The organism is Streptomyces sp. MK37H (assembly GCF_018035285.1).
In the GTDB taxonomy this organism is placed as follows: domain Bacteria; phylum Actinomycetota; class Actinomycetes; order Streptomycetales; family Streptomycetaceae; genus Streptomyces; species Streptomyces endocoffeicus.
In genome coordinates this window covers 28,938-44,204 of record NZ_JAAAYH010000006.1, presented here as the reverse complement: position 1 = coordinate 44,204, position 15,267 = coordinate 28,938, and the positions used below count along the sequence as shown (strand labels likewise).

Annotated in this window: 11 protein-coding genes; 2 read left to right on the top strand and 9 right to left on the bottom strand. The window is 72.8% G+C overall.

All coding sequences use genetic code 11. From position 1 onward, the window contains the following. Positions 1-16: 16 nt before the first annotated feature. Genes GWI24_RS02190 through GWI24_RS02180 form a run of 3 tightly spaced genes read right to left on the bottom strand, consistent with a single transcriptional unit; the run spans position 17 to position 4,235 of the window. Positions 17-1,450 carry an Nramp family divalent metal transporter gene (locus GWI24_RS02190; RefSeq protein WP_210944180.1) on the bottom strand — a complete coding sequence of 478 codons (1,434 nt, stop codon included), beginning with the start codon at positions 1,448-1,450 and terminating at the stop codon, positions 17-19. A 50-nt stretch (positions 1,451-1,500) separates the two neighbouring features. Continuing rightward, positions 1,501-3,312 carry a bifunctional sugar phosphate isomerase/epimerase/4-hydroxyphenylpyruvate dioxygenase family protein gene (locus tag GWI24_RS02185; RefSeq protein WP_210944179.1) on the bottom strand — a complete coding sequence of 604 codons (1,812 nt, stop codon included), beginning with the start codon at positions 3,310-3,312 and terminating at the stop codon, positions 1,501-1,503. A gap of 2 nt (positions 3,313-3,314) precedes the next feature. Then, a complete protein-coding gene (locus tag GWI24_RS02180; RefSeq protein WP_210944178.1) occupies positions 3,315-4,235 on the bottom strand; it encodes a shikimate dehydrogenase in 921 nt (306 codons plus the stop codon). Positions 4,236-4,349: 114 nt separating this feature from the next. On the opposite strand from GWI24_RS02180, the gene GWI24_RS02175 reads away from it, so the two are divergent. Beyond that, the gene (locus tag GWI24_RS02175) at positions 4,350-4,997 is read left to right on the top strand and encodes a TetR/AcrR family transcriptional regulator (RefSeq protein ID WP_210944177.1); all 648 of its coding nucleotides are present in this window, start codon (positions 4,350-4,352) and stop codon (positions 4,995-4,997) included. A 39-nt stretch (positions 4,998-5,036) separates the two neighbouring features. Here GWI24_RS02175 and GWI24_RS02170 read toward each other — a convergent pair whose 3' ends face one another. From GWI24_RS02170 to GWI24_RS02145, 6 genes are all read right to left on the bottom strand, one after another. Then, on the bottom strand, positions 5,037-7,529 hold the full coding sequence (locus tag GWI24_RS02170; protein ID WP_210944176.1) for a SpoIIE family protein phosphatase: 2,493 nt from the start codon (positions 7,527-7,529) through the stop codon (positions 5,037-5,039). 57 nt (positions 7,530-7,586) lie between these two features. Continuing rightward, positions 7,587-8,306 (bottom strand): bifunctional 2-polyprenyl-6-hydroxyphenol methylase/3-demethylubiquinol 3-O-methyltransferase UbiG, encoded by a 720-nt coding sequence (locus GWI24_RS02165; RefSeq protein WP_210944175.1) that lies wholly within the window; start codon positions 8,304-8,306, stop codon positions 7,587-7,589. A gap of 133 nt (positions 8,307-8,439) precedes the next feature. Beyond that, the gene (locus GWI24_RS02160) at positions 8,440-9,141 is read right to left on the bottom strand and encodes a DUF402 domain-containing protein (RefSeq protein ID WP_210944174.1); all 702 of its coding nucleotides are present in this window, start codon (positions 9,139-9,141) and stop codon (positions 8,440-8,442) included. Between the two features lie 68 nt (positions 9,142-9,209). Continuing rightward, positions 9,210-10,628, bottom strand: a complete 1,419-nt coding sequence (locus tag GWI24_RS02155) for an aspartate ammonia-lyase (protein WP_210944173.1) — start codon at positions 10,626-10,628, stop codon at positions 9,210-9,212. 78 nt (positions 10,629-10,706) lie between these two features. Then, complete coding sequence (locus tag GWI24_RS02150) at positions 10,707-13,034, bottom strand: bifunctional polysaccharide deacetylase/glycosyltransferase family 2 protein (RefSeq protein WP_210944172.1); 2,328 nt, start codon at positions 13,032-13,034, stop codon at positions 10,707-10,709. Beyond that, positions 13,031-13,930, bottom strand: coding sequence for a hypothetical protein (locus tag GWI24_RS02145; protein WP_210944171.1), 900 nt, complete (start codon positions 13,928-13,930; stop codon positions 13,031-13,033). Before GWI24_RS02145 ends, GWI24_RS02150 begins: the two co-directional genes overlap by 4 nt. A 167-nt stretch (positions 13,931-14,097) precedes the next feature. Here GWI24_RS02145 and GWI24_RS02140 point away from each other — a divergent pair, with 167 nt between their 5' ends. Beyond that, positions 14,098-15,192: a chitinase gene (locus GWI24_RS02140; RefSeq protein ID WP_210944170.1), complete on the top strand. Its 1,095-nt coding sequence runs from the start codon at positions 14,098-14,100 to the stop codon at positions 15,190-15,192. Positions 15,193-15,267 lie beyond the last annotated feature (75 nt).

The window sequence follows — 15,267 nt, the reverse complement described above, 5'->3', positions numbered from 1 at the left end:
CGCACCCGTACGGCCGTCAGAAGTTCGCCTCGATCTGGCTCTTCAGCATCGCGAGGGCGAAGAAGCCGTAGAAGCCGATGGCCAGCAGCATCATGCCCAGCCGCGGCCCCCGCAGCCGTATGGCGGCCGGCAGATCGCGGCGGTTGAGCCGGATCAGCAGCGCCGTGTAGACGAGGGTGACGAGGGAGGCGGTGCAGGTGGAGATGGTCAGCAGCACGATCGGCTGGTTCACCCCGGACAGCAGGATCGCCGAGCCGATGGCGACCTCGGCCCACACCACCGCGAAGTACAGCCGGCCCTCGGTCCAGAAGGCCGAATCCCGCAGGTAGTTGCGCTTGGCGAAGTCGCTGACCACCCGTCCGATGATGTCGAGCAGCCCGATCGAGGCGGCCCAGAGCGAGACCGTGGCCACCGCGAAGAACAGGATCTTGAGCCAGTCGCCCACCTGCTGCCCCAGCAGATCGCCCTGGAGCCGCAGGAACTCCGGGCTGTTCTCCACATCGTCGCGCCCGAAGAGGGTTTCGTACGCGAGCATGCTCATCAGCCCGATCGTCACCAGGCAGATCACGAAGAACGACACGATGTGCTCGGTGTTGGCCCGCCGCCACCACACCCGCCAGCGGGCCAGATTGGCCTCGTCCTGCGGAAAGGCGTAGCGGTCGGCGCCCGACGCCTCCGATTGGCCGGTGATCGGGGAGACCAGCTTGGGGACATGGGCGCCCATACCGTAGCCCTTGTCCCGGATCCAGTTGCTGAGCACCAGGTTGTGCACCCCGCCCGCCCCGGCGGCGCCCAGCGCGCTGAGGATCATGGTGAAGGTGATGCCGTCCGGGATCCGGCCGGCGCCGGTGACGGTCTTCTCGCCCGCCGTGGTCCAGGTGTGCCAGCCGATGACGGCGACGGCGACGACGGCGAGGAAGAACAGCGTCAGGATGACCTTGACCAGCTCGACCTTCTCGATCGTGCGGTAGACCACCGGTGAGACGGTCAGCACCACCCCGAAGCCCACCAGCGAGCCCACGGTGATCCAGACGACATCGCCGCCGCCGGCCAGATAGGTGAGCACGGTCGATCCGGAGGTGGCCCAGCCCGGCCAGACGTACTGGAACGCCCCGGCCAGGCAGATCAGGATGCCCCACGCCGTGGACCAGCGGGAGAATCCGGCGACCACGGTCTGCCCGGTGGCCAGGGTGTAGCGCTCGATCTCCAGGTTGATCACCGTCTGGATGGCCAGGGTCACCACCGCGAGCCACAGCAGTCCGAGCCCGCCGACCGAGGTCAGATACGGCCAGAGGATGATCTCGCCCGCCGCCATGCCGATCCCGACGGCGACGACCCCCGGGCCGATCATCGTGCGCAGCGGTGGTGGATCGGGCAGATCGAGACAGTCGGGCGGGGCGGCGGTGGGGGACGGGCGCTGGGCGGACGGTGTCGACGACGCTGACGACATGGCGGCTCCTCGGGGGACGGCGAGGCCGTATCCGGACGGGGGAAGGGGATTCAGCGGGTGCGGGCGTGCTGGGCGGCCAGGCGTACGGGCGCGTTGGCCGCGCCATAGCCCTGGTAGCCGTCGATCCGCTGGACGATCTCGAAGAAGACCCGGCCGACGGTGGCCGTGTACAGGTGCAGGAATGTGCCGCTGTCGTCCCGGTCGTAGAGCAGGCCGAGTTCCCGCAGGGTGCGATGGAGTCCGGGGTCGAGCTCATGGCGCGCTTCGAGGTCGTCGTAGTAGTTGTCGGGGATGGGCAGCAGAGGCGCGCCGCGTTCCCGCAGCCGGCGTGCGGTGGCGACGATGTCCCGGCTGTGCAGCGCGATGTGCTGCCACAGCGAGCCGGACGGCCCCGAATCCGGGCGGATCTGGGCCACGTTGAGCGCGAGCCGCACCGAGCCGTCGGCGCCTGAGACGGCCCGGCTGCGCAGCAGCCCGTACGGATCGGCCAGTTCCAGGGACTCGTGCGGCCGCAGCCCCAGGACGGCGCGGTAGAACAGCGACGCCTCGTCGAAGTGGTGCCGGGGCTGGGTGAGCGCCACATGGTCGATATGGGTGATCCCGGCGGGGGAGGCGGAGGCGGCGCGCGGGGTGAAGTCGCCGGTCCAGCTGGGGTGGTCGGGGTGTTCGGTGCGGCAGAAGTAGAGCTCGGTGGAGTCGGGCGCGGCGACCGCGTCCAGCGGGGCGTCCGCCACCGCCCGGTGGCGCGGCAGGACGGGGGCGAGCAGGGCCCGCGCCCGGCCCGCGGAGGCGGCCGGGTCGGGGGTCTCCAGGCCGATGGCGGCGAGCGCCGGTTCCAGGTGCCCGGTGGCGGCGTCGAGGCCGGAGTTGTCGAGGCCGGAGTTGAGGACGATCCGGGCGTCGCCCTGCTCCCAGAGTTCCACGGGCTTGGAGTGGTGGCGGCCGGTGCGGGCGAAGCCCAGCTCGGTCAGCAGCGCGGGCAGCTCGGGGCCGGTGGAAGCCAGCTCGGCGAAGGCGAAGCCGGTGGGGACGACGGGGGCGGGCAGATCGGTGCGGCCCGCGGCCTCCTCCAGGGCGATCAGCGAGCGCAGCGCGTCCACGGCGGTGCGGGCCGTATCGCCCTGCCGGAAGACGTCGTTGAAGACCTCCAGGGACAGCGGCCCGTCGTAGCCGGTCCGCAGCACGTGCTCCAGCAGCCCGGCCACGTCGAGGCCGCCCTGGCCGGGGAAGCAGCGGTAGTGGCGGCTCCACTGGAGGACGTCCATGGCCATCAGCGGGGCGTCGGCGAGCTGGAGGAAGAAGATCTTCTCGCCGGGGATCTCCTCGATGCCCTTGGGGTCCGAGCCGCGCGAGAGGATGTGGAAGCTGTCCAGGCAGGTGCCGAGCGCCGGGTGGTCGGCCTGCCGGACGATCCGCCAGGCGTGGTCATAGGTGTTCACATGCCGCCCCCAGGCCAGCGCCTCATAGGCGATGCGGATGCCGTGGGCGGCGGCCCGCTCGGCCAGCAGCCGCAGCTGCTCGGCGGCGAGGGCGTCGTCGTCGAGGGCGGCGGGGGAGACGCTGGAGCACACCAGCATCAGATCCGCCCCGAGCCGCTCCATGACCGCGAACTTCTTCTCGGCCCGGCGCAGCGTGCGGGCCAAAAGGTCCTCGGGCACGGCCTCGACGTCGCGGAACGGCTGGAAGAGGTCGATGGTGAGGCCGAGTTCGGCGGCGCGGTCCCGGACCTGTTCCGGTGACAGGGGGCTGGCCAGCAGGTCGTTCTCGAAGATCTCGACCCCGTCGAAACCGGCGGCGGCGATGGCGGTGAGCTTTTCCTCGAGGGTGCCGCTGAGGCACACGGTGGCGATGGACTTGCGCATGATCAGCCTCCGGCGGGGAGCTCGAGCAGGTCGGAGAGGTCGGTGAGCATCCGTGTCGCGTCGGGTTCGCGGCCGGTGAAGAGGCGGAAGGCGTCGGCGGCCTGGAAGACGGCCATGCCGCCCCCGTCCAGGGTGCGGCAGCCGGCCGCGCGGGCGGCTGCCAGCAGCGGGGTCTCCAGCGGGCGGTAGACCACCTCGGCGACCCACAGCCCGGCCCGCAGCAGCTCCGCGGGCAGCGGCAGCCCGGGGTGGGCGGCCATTCCGGTGGGGGTGGCGTGCACCAGCCCGTCGGCGCACTCGAGGGCCGCCGGGAGCCCGCCGGGGGGCACGGTACGGACCCGGGCGGCGCCGAACCGTGTCGCCAGCGTCCCGGCGAGCCCGGCGGCCCGCGCCGGGTCGGTGTCGGCCAGCGTCAGCCGGTCGGCGCCGACGGTCAGCAGGGCGTGGGCGACGGCGGCGCCCGCTCCGCCCGCGCCGAGTAGCACGATCTCGCCGGTGGGTGCGTCGGGCAGACCGCGGGCGAAGGAGCGGGCGAAGCCGGACCAGTCGGTGTTGTGGCCGATGGCCCGGCCGTCCTCGCCGAACACCACCGTGTTGACCGCGCCGAGCAGCGCGGCGTCCTCCGACAGCCCGTCGAGGTGCTCGATCACCGTCTGCTTGCAGGGGTGGGTGATGTTGAGCCCGTCGAAGCCCAGCCGGGCGGCGGCCCGCACCAGCTCGCCCACCCCGTCCGGGCCGAGCCCCAGCGGATCGATGTCGATCAGGCGGTAGAGATACCGCAGCCCGTGGCGGTCGGCCTCGCGCTGGTGGAGGGCGGGGGAGAGCGAGGGGCCCACGCCGGAGCCGATCAGCCCCACCAGACAGGACTCCCGCCCCTTCCGGCCCTCCCGCGACCCGCGTGACTGCCGCTCACTGCCGCGCATACCGGCGACCTCCCGCCTTCCCGGCTAATGTACGAACTGGTTCGTTAGTAGCGTGGACAGTAAAGGCCCAGGACCGCCATCTTGTGAACCCCCTGGACGTAGAGTGGCCCCAGCATGAGCGATCAGCCGCCGAAGAACAGCCGCCTCCGCGACGCCGTCCGCACCCAGGCCGAGATCCTGGACGTCGCCACCCGCGAATTCGCCGAACGCGGCTACGCCGGGGCCCGCGTCGACGAGATAGCCGCCCTCACCCGCACCACCAAGCGGATGATCTATTACTACTTCGGTGGCAAGGAGCAGCTCTACATCAAGGTCCTGGAGCGCGCCTACACCGGCATCCGCGAGGCCGAACAGGCCGTGGACGTCACCGGTCTGGACCCCGCCGAGGCCATCCGGCACCTGGCCGAGCTGACCTTCGAACACCACACCGAACACGCCGACTTCATCCGGCTGGTGTCCATCGAGAACATCCACCGGGCCGAGCACCTGGCCAAGTCCGAGACGCTGGCCAAGGCCGGCACACCGGTGATCGACCTGATCTCCGGGATCCTCGCCCGCGGCCGTGAGCAGGGCTTGTTCCGGGACGACGCCGACGCCGTCGACGTCCACATGATGATCAGCTCATTCGCCGTCTTCCCGGTGGCCAACCAGCACACCTTCGGCATCCTCTTCGGCCGCGACCCCCTGGACCCGGGGCGCCGCGCCCACTACCGCCGGATGGTCGGCGACATGGTCGTGGCGTACCTCCGCGCCGGGTCCTGAACCGTACGGCGCAGGACCCGGCGCGACGGGCGGGGCGGCTCAGGACGGCATCGCGAGCTCGAACCAGACGACCTTGCCCGTGGACAGCCGGGTCGCGCCCCAGCGCCGCGCCATCCGGTTCACCAGATACAGCCCACGCCCGCCCTCGTCGGACGGCCGGGCCTGGCGCAGCCGGGGCAGCTGCGGCACATCGTCGCCGACCTCGCAGCGCAGGACGTCCGTGCGCAGCAGCCGCAGGGTGATGGGCCGCTCCGCGTAGCGCACCGCGTTGGTCACCACCTCGCTGACCAGCAGCTCCACCGCGTCCGTCAGATCGTCGAGGTCCCAGCGGGCCAGCGCCCGGCGGGCCAGCCGGCGCGCCTGCCCGGCGGTCTGCGCCTTGGGGTCCAGGAACCAGTACGCGACATCGCTGGGCGCGATGCCCTCGAACCGGGCCGCGAGCAGCGCCACGTCGTCGTCGCGGTCGCCGGGGCCGAGCATGTCCAGCACCTCGTCGCACAGCGGCTCCAGCGGCGGTGGGTTGGGGCCGGTGAGCCGGGCGGTGGCGGTCAGCCGCTCCCGAAGCTGCTCGATCCCGGTCCACACATCGCGCATCCGCGACTCGACCAGCCCGTCGGTGTAGAGCATCAGGGTGGCCCCGGCGGGCGCGTCCAGCTCGACCGCCTCGAAGTCGACGCCGCCGACCCCGATCGGCGCTCCCGGCGGCACCCGCAGCACCTCGGCGCGGCCGCCCCGGTGCAGCAGGAGCGGCGGCGGATGGCCCGCGTTGGCCACCACGATGCGGTGCGCGACCGGGTCGTAGACCGCGTACAGGCAGGTGGCCATGCGGTCGGTGCCCAGCCGCTGGGCCTGCTCGTCCAGGTGGTGCAGCACCTCCTCGGGCGGCAGGTCGAGCCCGGCGAGGGTCTGCGCGGTGGTGCGCAGCTGGCCCATGATCGCGGCGGAGGTCATCGAATGGCCCATCACATCGCCGACCACCAGCGCCACCCGGTTTCCCGGCAGCGGGATCGCGTCGTACCAGTCGCCGCCGACCCGCGCGGTCTCGGCGGCGGGCAGATAGCGGCTGGCCAGCCGGACGCCGGTGGGCTGCGGCAGCGAGTCGGGCAGCATGGTGCGCTGGAGCTCGTCCGCGATGTACACCTCGCGCCCGTACAGCACGGCCTTGTCGACGCCGAGCGCGGTGTGGGTGGCCAGCTGGGCCGCCACCAGCAGATCGTCGGGTTCGAACGGCGGCCGGTCGGGGCGGCGTACGAACACGGCCGCGCCGATCACCCGGCGGCGGCCGCGCAGCGGCGCCAGCACGGTGCGCTGACCGGTCGCCACCGACGGCCCCTCGCCGAGCAGTTCCGGCAGCGCGGCGCGGGCTGCCTGCGAGTCGCCGAACACCGGCCGCACCCCGCGCAGCACCTCGGCCAGCGGACCGCCCGCCTCCACCTCGCACAGCTCGGCGGCCGGGCCGCCGCCCACGGCGGGCGACAGATCCGGCTGGGAGGGCAGCAGGGACAGCCGGCCGTTGTCGGTGTCCGGGTCCAGCGGGATCCGGTCGGTGCGGCGCAGCCGCAGCACCACCGGGCCGACCGGGCGCTCGTCGCCGACCGGCAGCGGATCGCGCAGATAGACCAGGATCGCGTCGGCGAAGGTGGGCACGGTGGCCCGGCACAGGCCCAGCACGATCTCGTCCAGGTCGATGCCCCGGGCGATCCGGCGCGTAGCGGCCCCCACGAACCGCAGCCGGTCGCCGCCCCGGTCCCGCGCGGTGGCCGCCTCGGCGGCGGCGGTGCCGCTCGCGGGCGGCACGGTGGGCACTCCGGGCACGGTGGGCACTCCGCCCTCCGGCGTGCTGTAGGCGACCTCCCCCGCCGTGGCGCCAGCCGCATGGGCCGCGCCGGACCCGGCCGCCGCATGGGCCTCGCCGGGCCGCTCCGGATGCTCGCCCGCGCCGGCGCCCCGGCGCGCCGCTCCCCGGCCGCGTCCGTCGCCCTGGGCGGCCGGGGGCTGCTCGTCGGGGCCGGTGCCGCCGTTCGCCCCCGGCCGGCGCGACGCGCCTCTTGCGGCATTGCGATCCGCGTCCCACACAGGCTCGCCCTCCGGTGTGCCGTGCTCCGGCTGCGCCGGGTGCTCGCTCTCCGCCGTGTTCCGGCGCTCCCTGCCTCCACCACCGCGCGCCGCGGCGGCGCTCCCCCGCCCGTCCGCGCCGTCCGCGCCGCTTCTGCCGCGGCCACGGCGCGCGGGCCCCGTCGGGTCGGCGCCCTCGCCGCGCTCGGGGGCGGCGCCGCGCCCTCTGGCGCGGGGCGCGGGCTCCCCGGCCGGACCCGGGGGTCCGTCGTGGGCCGCCGGGCCCGCGGGCCCGTCCGTGGGGCAGGCCGGACGCGGGCGGCCGTCGCCCGGCTCCTGGCCGGGGGCAGCCGTCTGCCGCACGGCGGTCCGCGGGTCCGGGACCGCGCCGTGCGCGTCGTCGGGCGCGGCCGCGCCCGGGGCGGCGGCAGAGGTGGCCGCCTGCCGCCTGCTGTGGGAGGTGGGGTGCTCCGTCACGCGTGGGTTTCCATCCGTCCGGGGCCGTGCGCCCGCGTCTCGTGGGCGCACCGAGTGTCAGGCACGTCGTCGGCAGTTCAGATAGAGCTGGATCTCGGGTGGTACGTCCGTGCTGGCCGGGGCGTACGCGTGCGAGTCCTCCCCGGCGATCTCGAAGCCCGCATCGCGAACGGCCTGGCGCAGCTCGTCCCGCAGATAACCGGATACCCGGACCGAGTTGCCGAGGAACGGAATGGGGAAGTCGTCGATGTCCGCCTCCACCATGCCCAGCCCCAGCAGCCCCCCTGATCTGAGTGCGGCGTACAGGGTTCGCAGTGCGTACGGGATCTCCGGGCGGGGCAGCAGCAGCAGCGTGAAGTAGGCGGCGATGCCGTCGAACGGGCCGAGCTCCCGGGGACCTCCGGGGCCGTACCGGCCGCCCACCCGCAGATCGACGATGTCCACATGGTGGAAGGTGGCCTCCGGAACATTGTCCCGGGCCAGCTTGAGCATCCCCGGGGAGATATCGATCCCGACCACCTCGTGCCCCGCGTCGACCAGCTGACGGGCCGTGGGCAGGCCCGTACCGCAGCCGACGTCGAGCACCCGGGAGCCGGGCGGAAGCGTCTCGGCCAGCCAGCGGCCGGCGTCGATCTGGCCTTCCTTGTGCGGAAAGGCGTCGTCGTAGCGGTCGCCGATGTGGTCGAAGGCTTCCGCCTGACCGCTGCGGTCCAGCGCGAGGCGGTCGAAGTCCTCGTAGCCCTCGTAGCCGTCCCCGTGCTCGTCCTCACCGCTCACGACTCCGCCCCTCCTGTGACATTACGTCAGATCTTGCGCATCGCCCGTGACTTGCGCCGGCGTCTGGTGTCCCGCATGGGCAGTGTTCCGGACGACGATCCTACGTTTGAAACACTGGGACACGACAAGAGGTTCATGACCTCGAGTGTGCCGAGGTGTGCTTCTTGTCCGTACGGCCCCAGTCCGCCGGAAGAGCGGGCACGGACCACGCGGGGTCGGGCCGCCAGTTCTCCCACCCGTCCCGGAAGGGCGCTCCCCAGGACTCGATGGTCGCCGCGGCCGCCCGCCCCGCGGCCCGGACCCGCTCCGCCTGCTCGGGACCCATCAGCCCGGCCCGCTGCGCCTGCGCGAACTCGTCCTCGTCCTTCCATTCCCAGCTGCGGTCGGCGTAGACCGCGATGTCCAGGAAGTGGTCCTCGGAGTCCACTCCGTGGACCCAGCGGACCAGCGGCTCCTCCAGGTTCACGTACCAGTTCCGGAACTGCCAGCCCTGGTCCCAGAACAGCCACACCGACCACGGCTCGCCGGGCCGGGCCAGCTTCAGCACACCGGTGCCGAACCACTGGGACCGCGCGGTGGTCCGCGGCTTGGTGTACCGGGTGGACAGCGGCTCGTGGTGCACCGAGGTGCCGTCGGTGAGCTGCGGCTTGACGCAGACGGTGCCGGGGGCGAGCCAGACGGCGAGCAGCTCCGCGGTGTCCTCGACGACGGTCACGGGACGGCAGATGTGGATGAGGTCGGAGGCGTTGGCCCGATAGCGCCACAGAATATGGTCGCCCGGTGCCCACCGGGCGATGTCCGCCGTCCCTGTCGTCTCCACGGTGTCCGCTGTCATGAGCAGATCTTAGGTGCGCGCGGGCCGCGATGCCGTGACCTATGACGCAACCGGGGGCCAACGCCCGGCTAAGGATGTGTCATACGCAGGACGTCAAGGGCCTCGTCCAGCTGGTCCAGCGTCAGCAGCCCCCGCTCCACATAGCCGGACTCCAGCACCACCTCGCGGATCGTCTTGCGCTCCGCCAGCGACCGCTTGGCCACCTTCGCCGCCTCCTCGTAGCCGAGGTAGCGGTTGAGCGGGGTGACGACGGACGGCGAGGACTCCGCGTACTCCCGGGCCCGCTCGGCGTTGGCGGTGATCCCGTCGATGGTGCGGTCCGCGAGCAGCCGGGAGACATTGGTCAGCAGCCGGATCGACTCCAGCAGATTCTTGGCGATCACCGGGAGCATCACATTGAGCTCGAAGTTCCCGGCGGCCCCGGCCGTGGCGACGGTGGCGTCATTGCCGGTGACCTGCGCCGCGACCATCAGCGTGGCCTCGGGGATCACCGGATTCACCTTCCCCGGCATGATCGACGAGCCGGGCTGGAGATCGGGCAGCGCGATCTCGGCGAGCCCGGTGCGCGGGCCGGACGCCATCCAGCGCAGATCGTTGGCGATCTTGGTGAGGCCGACCGCGATGGTCCGCAGCTGCCCGGACGTCTCGACCAGCCCGTCCCGCGCGCCCTGCGCCTCGAAGTGGTCCCGGGCCTCGGTCAGCGGCAGCCCGGTGGTGCGGGTCAGTTCGGCGATGACGGCGGTGGCGAACCCGGGCGGGGTGTTGATCCCGGTGCCCACCGCCGTACCGCCCAGCGGCAGCTCGGCCAGCCGGGGGAGCGAGGCGCGCAGCCGCTCGATCCCGTACCGCACCTGGGCCGCGTAGCCGCCGAACTCCTGACCGAGGGTCACCGGAGTGGCGTCCATCAGATGGGTCCGCCCCGCCTTGACCACCTCGGCGAACTCGGCGGCCTTGCGCTCCAGCGCCTCCGCCAGCTGGGCCAGGGCCGGGATCAGATCACCGGTGACGGCCGCGGTGGCCGCGATGTGGATGGACGAGGGGAAGACGTCGTTGGAGGACTGGCTGGCGTTGACGTGGTCATTGGGGTGCACCGGGCGGCCCAGGCGCTCGCTCGCCAGGGTGGCCAGCACCTCGTTGGTGTTCATGTTGGACGAGGTGCCGGAGCCGGTCTGGAAGACGTCCACCGGGAAGTGGTCGTCCCAGCGGCCCTCGGCGACCTCGGCCGCCGCCTCCGAGATCGCCCCCGCGATGTCCTTGTCCACCACCCCCAGCTCGGCGTTGACCAGGGCGGCCGCGCCCTTGATCCGGGCCAGCGCCTGGATGTGCGCCCGCTCCAGGCGCTGCCCGCTGACGGGGAAGTTCTCCACCGCCCGCTGGGTCTGGGCGCGCCACTTGGCGTGTGCGGGCACCCTGACCTCTCCCATCGAGTCGTGCTCGATGCGGTAGCCCTCCTGGGGGCTGTCGTCGCGGTGGCTCTCGTCGGTCATGGGGACACCTCCGTCCAGGACAGCGTCTTCACGCCACACCGTGTTCCCGCGCCCGCTGAGCCGAACGGGTGAGCCCGGTCACCGTACGGCCTCGGGCGCCCGCGGGGTGTCCACCTCGCCGGTGCGCTTGAGCTTCTGCCACGGCAGCAGGGCACCGGTGGCCGCGGTGACGCAGGAGTGCAGCAGCACCAGATACATCAACTGGCGGTAGGCGATCTGCTGCAACGGCAGTACGGCCAGTGCCCGGTAGTTCTCCCGGTCCAGCCGGAACGCGTACGCCGCGCCCAGCAGCTGCACCAGCAGCAGCGCGCCCCACGCCGCGAGCGACCGCACCGGGTCCACGAAGATCACCCCGTACAACGTGAACAGGTCGATCAGCGGCGCGCACAGCGGGGTGAGGATCTGGAAGAGCACCACCAGCGGCATCCCCACCCGCCCGAACCGCCCCGATGGCCCCCGGTCGATCAGCGAGCGGCGGTGCTTCCACAGCGCCTGCATGGTCCCGTAGGACCAGCGGTAGCGCTGCTTCCACAGCTGGCCGAGGGAGCTGGGCGCCTCGGTCCAGGCGCGGGCGTGCTCCTGGTAGACCACCCGCCAGCCCGCTCGGTGCAGGGCGATGGTGATGTCGGTGTCCTCGGCCAGGGTGTCCGCGCTCATGCCCCCGGCCTCCAGCAGTGCCCGGCGGCGGAAGGCGCCGATCGCGCCGGGGATGGTGGGCATGCAGCGCAGCAGGTCGTACATCCGCCGGTCGAGGTTGAAGCCCATCACATACTCGATGTGCTGCCAGGCGCCGATCATCCGGCCCCGGTTGCCGACCTTGGCGTTGCCCGCGACCGCGCCCACCCGCGAGTCGGCGAACGGGCGCACCAGCTCCCGGATGGTGGTGGGCTCGAAGACCGTGTCGCCGTCCATCATCACGATCAGCTCGTGGCGAGCATGGGCGATGCCCCGGTTGAGGGCCGCGGGCTTGCCCGCGTTGGCCTGGCGCAGCACCCGTACGTTGGGCAGCCCCATCGCCTCGGCGATATCGGCGGTGCCGTCGGTGGAGCCGTCGTCCACGACCAGGATCTCGATCGGGTGGGTGGAGGCGGACAGCGAACTCAGGGTGTTGGCGATGCACTCCTTCTCGTTGTACGCGGGCACGATCACGCTCACCGGATCGGTGACCTCCTGCACCCGGCTCCAGCGCCGCCGCTCCCGGGAGCGCCGGTGCCACCAGGCGAGGACCACCATCAGCAGCAGCCGCCCGATCACCGAGAAGCCCACCAGGCCCAGCAGCCCCATAAGGAACGGCAGTGCGCTGTGGCTGACCGCGGCCGCCCAGATCAGCGCCCGGCCCTCCCAGACCGGCAGGGTGCGGGCCGGGTGGTTGGCGCTGTGGGCGCCGAGCGCGCCGGTGACCGTGGTGAAGGAGTAGCCCTTCTTCTTCATCCGCTCGATGTAGAGCGACAGGGCCCGCACGGTGCGGGCGCGGTTGCCGCCCGCGTCGTGGAAGAGCACCGACGCGCCCTTCCTGCCCTCGGGGGTGGCGTTCTGGACGATCTCCTTCACCGGGGGCCGCTGCCAGTCCTCGCTGTCGGTGTCCACGAAGGCGCTGATGTAGCCCTTGGAGCCGATGTGCTGCTGCACCGGCCAGGTGCGGTCGTCCAGCGCGCGGACCTTGGAGGCGTACGGCGCGCGGAACAGCGAGCTGGTGATGGACGCCGCACCGGCCAGGGCCAGCTGGGACTGGGCCAGTTCGCGGTCCATGCGCCCCTTGTCCTGGTACGACAGGTCGACATGGGAGAAGGTGTGCACCCCGACCTCATGGCCCGCGGCCCGCATCCGGCGGACCAGCTCCGGATGGCGGATCACCATCTGGCCCAGCACGAAGAAGGTCCCCCGCACCTTGTGGCGGCGCAGCACGTCGAGGATCTCCGGGGTCCAGCGCGGGTCCGGGCCGTCGTCGAAGGTCAGCGCGATGGTCTTGGACGGGATGGCGTGCTCGGTGGCCTTTCCCCGGTGGTCGAAGGTGATCACCGGACCGCCCTTGCGCAGCCGGTCGGGGACGGTGCGCGAGGCGTGTGAGCGGTACACCCGGGCGTCGTTGCCGACCTCGGCGTGCAGATAGCCGTCCAGCAGCAGGGTGCACACCAGCGCGAGCAGGGTCGCGAGGGCGAGCGCCATCCGGGTGCGGGTGCGGAGCTTGCGCAGCTTGACGGTACGGAGCCGGCTCCTGAGCCAGCCGGTGGGCTCGAGCCTGCTGGTGAGCCTGAGTCTGCCCCTGGCCCCCGGCCCGCTCGCGCGGCGCGCGGCGCGGCGGCCGGGACCTGTCAGCCGGAACACCGTACGGGGCGCGCCGTCCTGACGGGGTGCGGGGAGCCGGCGGCGCGGCCGCGGCAGCCTCGGCGGTCTGCCGCCGCTCATGACGCCTCGTCCTCGGCCTGCGGGGTACCCGGCTCGTCGGCCGGGGTGCCGCCTCCGGCGGGCCCCTTGGGGGGCTTGGGCGTATCGGCCTGCGGGGGCTTCTGGGACTGGGGCTTCTGGGGGGACGCGGCGTGGCCGGGCCGGGTGGTGTGGCCGGGGGCCTGCGAGTGGCCGGAGCCCTTGGCGGGTGGCTCGGCGCCCGCGGGGTGCTGCTTCGACGGGCCGTGCGACGCGCCCGTGGGCCGCTTGCCCGGCGAGTGGCCGACCGGATGTGACGGCGTGTGGCCGGCCTTGTGGTGCTTGCCGGACCGGTGCCCCGCGGCGGACCGGTGCCCCGCGGCGGACTGGCGGCCGCCGGGGCGGTGGTGCGCGGGGGAGTGCCGCTGCGCCGCGCGGAGGGCCTTGGGCGGGTCGGGCCGCGGAGGCGCGGGCCGTGGCCGGGTGGTGATGGGGGGCAGGGCGACGGCCTCCCGGGCGTTCCGGTGCTCCGGGCGCCCCGAGGCGTGCCGCTCGCGCCGGTGCTGACGGTGGGTCGGCCCGTACCCGCCGTCCCCGTACTCGTCCTCGTAGCCGTAGGCGTGCGCGTCACGCCGCTCTTGCGACTCGGAGGGTCCCGAACGCCCCTCGGGGGTGTGCTTCGGCCCCCGGCCCAACGCCTCGGTGGAGACGGGATGCCCGGGGATCAGCGTCTGCGGCGCGAACGGCGTACCGCCCGCGTAGCCCAACCCCAGGACCGCCGAATAGCCGAGGCAGGCGGCTCCCGCGAGGACGCCCACATGTCGTACCAGTCGGCCACGGCGCCCGGACAGGTCCACGAACACGGGCCCCTTCCGGGCCACGTCAGCGCGGAGGGGACGCGAAGGCGCGCGCTCGGCCACATCTGACTGAGGATCCATACGGAAGAGGCTAATGCAGAAAATACGACATGCGACATATAAGTCAAACATGCGGTGTGTCATAGTTCAGTAGGCTTCACCGAATATGCGAGGTTTGACGGGGAGAACGGCACGGGCGGCGCAGGCCCCCGGCGCCTCGTACCGGACCACAAGGAGGAGCCAGAGCCATGAGGGCCAGCCCCCGCATGAGCGGAATCGCCGTGGCCGGCGCGGTGGTCTGCGCCACCATCGCCGTATGGGCGGGACACCAGAAGCAGTCGCCCGAGCCGCACGCCGCGCCCTCACAGCCCCGGGCGTCACAGCCCCCCGCGGCGCGCCCGCCCGCCGAGTTCGTGCCGTACGTCAACGCCTGGTCGGACGCGGGGTACGACATGGCCGCCGCGGCGTCGCGCGGGGTCAAGGAGTTCTCGCTGGGCTTCGTCGTCGCGGGCGACGGCTGCGCCCCGGTGTGGGACGGCGGCACCTCGCTGGAGGACCAGGGGCTGGAGGCCCGGATCGAGGGCGTCCGCCGGGCCGGTGGCGACGTACGGATCTCCTTCGGCGGCGCCGAGGGCACGGAACTCGCCACCGTCTGCACCGACGTCCCCGAACTCGCCTCCGCCTATGCCGAGGTGATCGAGCGTTACCAGGCCACCAGGATCGACTTCGATCTCGAGGGCGAGTCGCTCGCCAACGCCGAGGCGACCGCCCGCCGCGCCCAGGCGCTCGCGCTCATCCAGCGCACCCACGAGGGCCTGAACATCTCCTTCACCCTGCCCGCCATGCCGGACGGGCTGACCCCGCAGGGCGTCGCCCAGCTGGAGGCCGCCAAACAGGAGGGGGTCATCCTCTCGGGCGTCAACATCATGGCGATGAACTACAGCGGCGACCACACCGGCGACATGGGCGACTACGCCGTCCAGGCGGCCACCGCCGCCCAGGCCCGGATCCGCGAGGTGTTCGGCATGTCCGACGCCGCCGCCTGGAAGATCCTCGCCGTGACGCCGATGATCGGGGTCAACGACGTCACGGGCGAGACCTTCACGCTGGAGGACGCGTCCGGTCTGGCGCGGTTCGCCGCGGAGAAGGGGATCGGACGGCTGTCGATGTGGTCCGCCGAACGGGACCAGCCGTGCACCTCGGAGATGACCCAGTCCGCCACCCCGACCGCCCCCACGGCAGGCGCCGCGGCCCCCGAGCCGACCGCGAGCGTCGTCCCCAACACCCGCTGCAGCGGCGTCACCCAGCGCCCCGGCGCCTTCGAGGCGGCGCTGAGGGGCTGACCGAACGCGCGGCCGTTGGAGGCGGCCGTTGGACGCGGCCGTTGGACTTGGACGGGCAGGGGCGGCGGGGGCGCA